4 protein-coding genes are annotated in these 5,650 nt (G+C 39.0%); 3 read left to right on the top strand and 1 reads right to left on the bottom strand.

All coding sequences use genetic code 11. The annotated features are described in order from the left end of the window. The coding region (locus K6G87_RS04600) for a YfhO family protein (protein ID WP_296834501.1) at positions 1-2,244 on the bottom strand (2,244 nt) is incomplete at its 3' end. Positions 2,245-2,493: 249 nt separating this feature from the next. On the opposite strand from K6G87_RS04600, the gene K6G87_RS04595 reads away from it, so the two are divergent. The 3 genes from K6G87_RS04595 to K6G87_RS04585 all read left to right on the top strand — a co-directional run. After that, positions 2,494-3,942, top strand: coding sequence for a C69 family dipeptidase (locus tag K6G87_RS04595; protein WP_296834499.1), 1,449 nt, complete (start codon positions 2,494-2,496; stop codon positions 3,940-3,942). 18 nt (positions 3,943-3,960) lie between these two features. Beyond that, positions 3,961-5,061 carry a D-alanine--D-alanine ligase family protein gene (locus K6G87_RS04590; RefSeq protein WP_296834497.1) on the top strand — a complete coding sequence of 367 codons (1,101 nt, stop codon included), beginning with the start codon at positions 3,961-3,963 and terminating at the stop codon, positions 5,059-5,061. Positions 5,062-5,131: 70 nt separating this feature from the next. After that, positions 5,132-5,650 (top strand): Mur ligase family protein (locus K6G87_RS04585; protein ID WP_296834495.1); only part of this gene is annotated, 519 nt, incomplete at its 3' end.

Raw genomic sequence — 5,650 nt, 5'->3', positions numbered from 1 at the left:
TTCCATATTTTCGGTAAAGATGAGTGGATTACCAAAATCTGCTTCCGCGGGATCTCCATAAGCTGTAAGGGTTATGGTTGCATGCTGGCCTTTATCCCTATATCCAAGATCTAATATTTTGATTGCAGAAGCATTGGCATATCCGGATATATCTACGCCGTCTATGGATACGATCATGTTCTGAGAAGTATTACCAAGATCTTGTAAATAGAAATAAATGTTGCCATCACTCTTTGTTGTAAGCTCTATGGTCATAGTAGCTATCTGATCTTCTTTACTTGAAGATAGTTTCATATTATCAATATATGCAGCTACAAAGAGGTCGCTATCATCTGTATTTTCATTATTATCTTCAATTCCTGCAAAAGCTCTTGCTATCAGAGTCTGAAAGTAAAAAGGATCGTCAATAACTCCGTTTGAAGGAAGATAAGAATCACTGGAAATAGCTACAGCTGCTGGGAAGATATCAGCGTTTTGAACAGTTCCTTGATTAGTAAGAAGGTATTTAATATTCAAAATAGAATCAGCAGTTTTGGTATTACCTTCAAGGTACTTATCATACAATTGGTTATAATTAAATCCCAATGACTTGAGGAACATACGCACGCTTTTGTGATCGCCTGTACTGTAATGAGATATAGAATGATAATCGTATACCATGCCGTCATTAATATTATCGTAGGGATCTGATTCTATATCTTCTATGCGATAAAAGCTGTCATCCTTATCTTTGATTGATTCGATCTTGGAACTCTTATCATCATATCTTGCCTGATATTCTGAAAGTGTCTCGCAAGGCATGTATGAAGCTCTGACTATTTTGATCTGGTTGACCATAAGGTCGCAGATGCAGATAAGAGCAAAGATTGCATATATAAACTTATAGTCTTTGCGCATAAGGATGTGGCACAGGATATATTCAGCTGCAAGAATTAAAAGGCTTATGATTCCGGATTTTACTGAAAACCAGCCCATATTGAGCCTTCTTGAGAATACCAAAACTATAATTTCAATAATGCAGGTTATGGCAAATGATGCCTGAATATTTGTAAAAACAGGGACTGTATATTTTTTACCAATATAATGGTCTAATATTATATCAAAAGAATATGCGCAGCATGTGATCATAACAGCCACAAATAAGAAAGCATATCTGTATGGATAACCGTTTGGAACATTGCCTGCATGCCATATAAGGTCAAGAGGTGATATACAAAAGCTTACAAATAGTATTGAAAGAAGTATGCCGCACTGCTTTTTGATCGCCTTGTCTATATCCTTGTTTATAAAGAAAAAGACAAGAAGAGGAAGCATAACAGTTCCGCAGAAAAGATGCGGCATTCCGAACATGACCTGCTGACCATCTATAGAAAAACTAAACAGCTTGGATATTACCATTAAGGGATTGGTTATGTGTGCATCTGTAAATAAGAGACTTATAAAGGAACCGCCGACACTCTTTTCACTAAGTGTGAGCTCCTGATATACAGGATAGATAACGGGGCATATAAGAAGTATACCGGTAATAAGTCCTGTTGCTACCTTAAGACCGTCTGTGAATCTGATGATGCCCATGATAAATTTAAGGATCATCCATATAGCAAAAAATATCATCATCATACAGGCAGTATAGTAGTTAAGATAGAACTGCACTGAGGTGAGGAGTACTAGTGCAATGAGCTTTTTTACAGATTTTGTATCGCGCGAAAATTCAAGTACAGCGCAGGCAAGAAGCGGGAACATGATGATCGCATCAAGCCACAAAGGGTTAAGCACTGATACAAATACCCATAATGACATGGAAAAAGAGACAGAAAAAGGAACAGACCTTTTGACATTTGCATGAGTCAGAAACACATTTGCAGTAAAAGATGAAAGACCCATTCTGAATATAAGCAGTATTGTAAGTACTGTTGGGAACATTTTTACCGGGAATAATACATATATTAGATTAAGAGGAGATGACATGTAGTTGACATAAAGTCCCAGCATGGAGCCTCCCATGCCTTTGGTTCTTGAATAAGCAAGGCTACCATCTCCAAGGATGGCATTTTTAAGATAAGCGTAGTACTGAATGAATTCGCGTCTTACATCATCATAGAGAAAAGTATTGTCACCAAAAGGTGTGATCCTCATAATGATGCAGAATATGGTCATAGCACATACAGTTATGGCAAAGGAAATAAGATGTTGCCTTAATTCATTACTTAAATGCTTTTTGGCAGTATATGAAATGGATGTCATTACAGATGATCCTTCCCCTCTTATAAATCACCTTCCCGTAAGCGGGTTGAGTTTTTACATGATTAAAGTTATTATAGGTAGTGCTTAATTTATTATTGTTTGGATTTAATTTTTTGAGCTTAAAAGAATATTACAGCTCCCCAAATAACACGTTAAATTATAAGTGTACCAGCTATAAATTGTAAACACGTATTCATTAATTAGGAAGTTTTGAAGTAGTTTTGAATAAGAATTTAAGGAGGATAAACTATGCCTTGTACAACAATACTTGTAGGTAAAAAAGCATCTTACGATGGTTCAACCATGATGGCACGAAATGATGATTCAGGTGCCGGCGGATATACACCAAAGAAATTCACTGTAGTAAAACCTGAAGATCAGCCAAGAAAATATAAATCTGTTATTTCACAGGCCAAGATCGATCTTCCGGATGATCCAATGCAGTACACCTGCGTTCCTAATGCTGTTGAGGGCGAAGGAATCTGGGCTGCAAGCGGTATTAATGCTGCAGGCGTTGCGATGACAGCGACAGAAACTATCACATCCAATGAAAGAGTTCAGGGTCTTGACCCTTGTCTTGATGCATCACTTAAAAAAGGTGGCATAGGAGAAGAGGATCTTGTGGTTCTGACACTTCCTTATATTAAGAGCGCAAGAGAAGGTGTTATCCGTCTTGGATCACTTCTTGAAAAGTACGGAACTTATGAGATGAACGGTATAGGCTTTTCTGATAAGGATGAAGTATGGTGGCTTGAGACAATAGGTGGTCATCACTGGATAGCAAGAAGAGTTCCGGATGAAGCTTATGTTGTTATGCCCAACCAGATGGGAATAGACCTTTTTGACTTGGATGATGCACTTGGCGCTCAGAAAGAGCATATGTGCTCAGCAGATATGAGAGAGTTTATTGAAAAAGGTCATCTTGATCTGTCTATCTCAGAAGGCTTTAATGCAAGATATGCCTTTGGTTCACACGAAGATGCAGACCATGTATATAACACACCAAGAGCATGGTATATGGAGAGATATCTTAATCCCCATACTTATTACTGGGATGGCCCTTCAGCAGATTACAGGCCTGATTCCAATGATATTCCATGGTCCCTTATTCCTGAGAAGAAGATCACAGAAGAAGATGTTAAATATCTTCTTTCAAGTCACTTCCAGGGTACACCGTTTGATCCCTATGGAAGCTACGGAGATCCATCAATGCGCGGGGCATTCCGTTCAATTGGTGTAAACCGTACAGACTTTATGTCACTTCTTCAGATAAGATCTGACAGCCCTGCTATTCAGTGGGTAGCATTTGGATCTAATGTATTCAACGTTATGATTCCTATGTACGTTAATATTAATGAAGTTCCAGAATTTCTTGGAAATACAGATGGTGATGTATCAACTGATTCCTTCTACTGGAACAGCAGACTTATCGGAGCGCTTGCCAACGCTTCCTATAAGACAAGTCTTAACCTTATTGAAAGATATCAGCTCAAGGTTCATGGAAAGAGCCACGAGATCATAAATCGTTACGATGCTGAGCTGAAGAAGGCTAAGGGAGCAGCCCTTGTAAAGATCAGTGAGAAGGCTAATAATGAGACAGCCAAAATGGTACAGGAAGAGACTGCCAAAGTCCTTTCATCAGTTCTTAAAGAAGCAAGTAATGTAATGAAGAATTCTTATGCCAGATCAGATGCATAAGAAGTAAAGAGGTTTATTATGAATATAGTTGTATTATGTGGAGGTCTTTCCACAGAACGCGAGATTTCTTTTATCTCAGGAACAAAGGTATGTGGAGCTCTCAGAAGAAAGGGACACAGAGCTGTTCTTGTAGATATGTATATGGGACTTGAGGAGATGGGAGATGACGTTGTTGCCAATCCTCAGATGCTTTTTGATAATCTTCCTGAGCTTAAGGATGTAACTTTTGACGGACTTACTCCCGATCTTGAGAAGGTCCGTTCAGAGCGTAAGTTTAAGAGTCCATCTCTTTTTGGAAAAGGAGTTCTCGAAATCTGTACTAAGGCAGATGTTGTATTTATAGCCCTTCACGGACTTAATGGCGAAGATGGCCGCGTGCAGGCAACATTTGACCTTCTTGGAGTTCCTTATACAGGATCAGGCCATGTAGGAGCAGCTATTGGTATGGATAAGATAATGACCAAGCAGATGGTAGCTCCACAGGGCGTTAATACTCCTAAATGGCACTCTTATACAGGTGTAACACAGGATGATATACCGAGAATGATCAAAGAGAACGAGGTTCCCTGCGTAGTTAAGACTCCTACAGGTGGATCATCTGTTGGCGTATATATTATTAAGGATGAAAAAGAGCTTGAGCCAGCTCTTAGAAATGTTCTTGATTATGGAAGCGATGTTCTTATCGAGCAGTTTATTGAAGGACGCGAATTTACTAATGCAGTTCTTAAAGGAAAGGCACTTCCAAGCGTAGAGATCGTTCCTATCGAAGGCGGATATAACTATGAGAATAAGTATACTTCCACAGGTGCTGATCACATCTGCCCTGGAAGACTTTCTGAGGATCTTGCCAAAAAGATGGGCGAGATGGCTGTTAAAGTTCATGAGACACTTGAACTTAGAACCTATTCACGTTCTGACTTTATTGTAGATGCAGATGACAATATCTATTTCCTTGAAGTTAATACACTTCCGGGAATGACACCTACAAGCCTTGTACCTCAGGAAGCTGGCGTAACCGGAATAGAATATGATGACCTTTGCCAGCTTATCGTAGTAGATGCTCTTGAAAAGTGGCGTCGCAGATATACTACAAATAGTGATATAATAAGTACAAATTGATATTACCGATATAACGTATTATTATAATCTATATACAATCCACAAGGCGTTTAATACCTGAAAGGAAAACATGGAAAATATTACGCTTAAGCAAATTATCGAAGCAACAAATGGTACTCTTATAACACCGGATATTTCTGAAGATACAGTTATAAGACGTGTCATTTCTGATAATAGGAAGGCACAGGCAGGCGATCTGTTCATAGCCATAGTCGGAGAGAAGATGGATGGACATGCGTTTGTTAATTCTGCGCTTAAGGCAGGAGCTGTAGGAGCAGTTGTTTCCAAAGAGCCTGAAGAAAAGGTTCCGGGCAAGTTTTATGTTCTTGTACCTGATACCCTTCTTGCTGTTGGAGATCTTGCAAGCTACTATCGTATGCAGTTCCATATTCCTGTTATTGCTGTAACAGGAAGCGTTGGAAAGACTACGATGAAGGATATGATAGCTTCTGTACTTTCCCAAAAGTACAAGGTCATAGCTACAGAGGGCAATTATAACAACAACATAGGTGTTCCAAGAACTCTTTTCAGAATAGACAGTACTACTGAAGTTGCTGTTGTTGAAATGGGAATGAATCATGAAGGTGAG

Source organism: Butyrivibrio sp., from assembly GCF_024699075.1.
Note: the sequence above shows the minus strand (reverse complement) of the source record. Positions and strands in the feature narration are given on the sequence as shown.

Coding starts and splice junctions, on each gene's coding strand:
- K6G87_RS04595 (WP_296834499.1), top strand. CDS start 2,494: ATGCCTTGTACAACAATACTTGTAGGTAAAAAAGCATCTTACGATGGT.
- K6G87_RS04590 (WP_296834497.1), top strand. CDS start 3,961: ATGAATATAGTTGTATTATGTGGAGGTCTTTCCACAGAACGCGAGATT.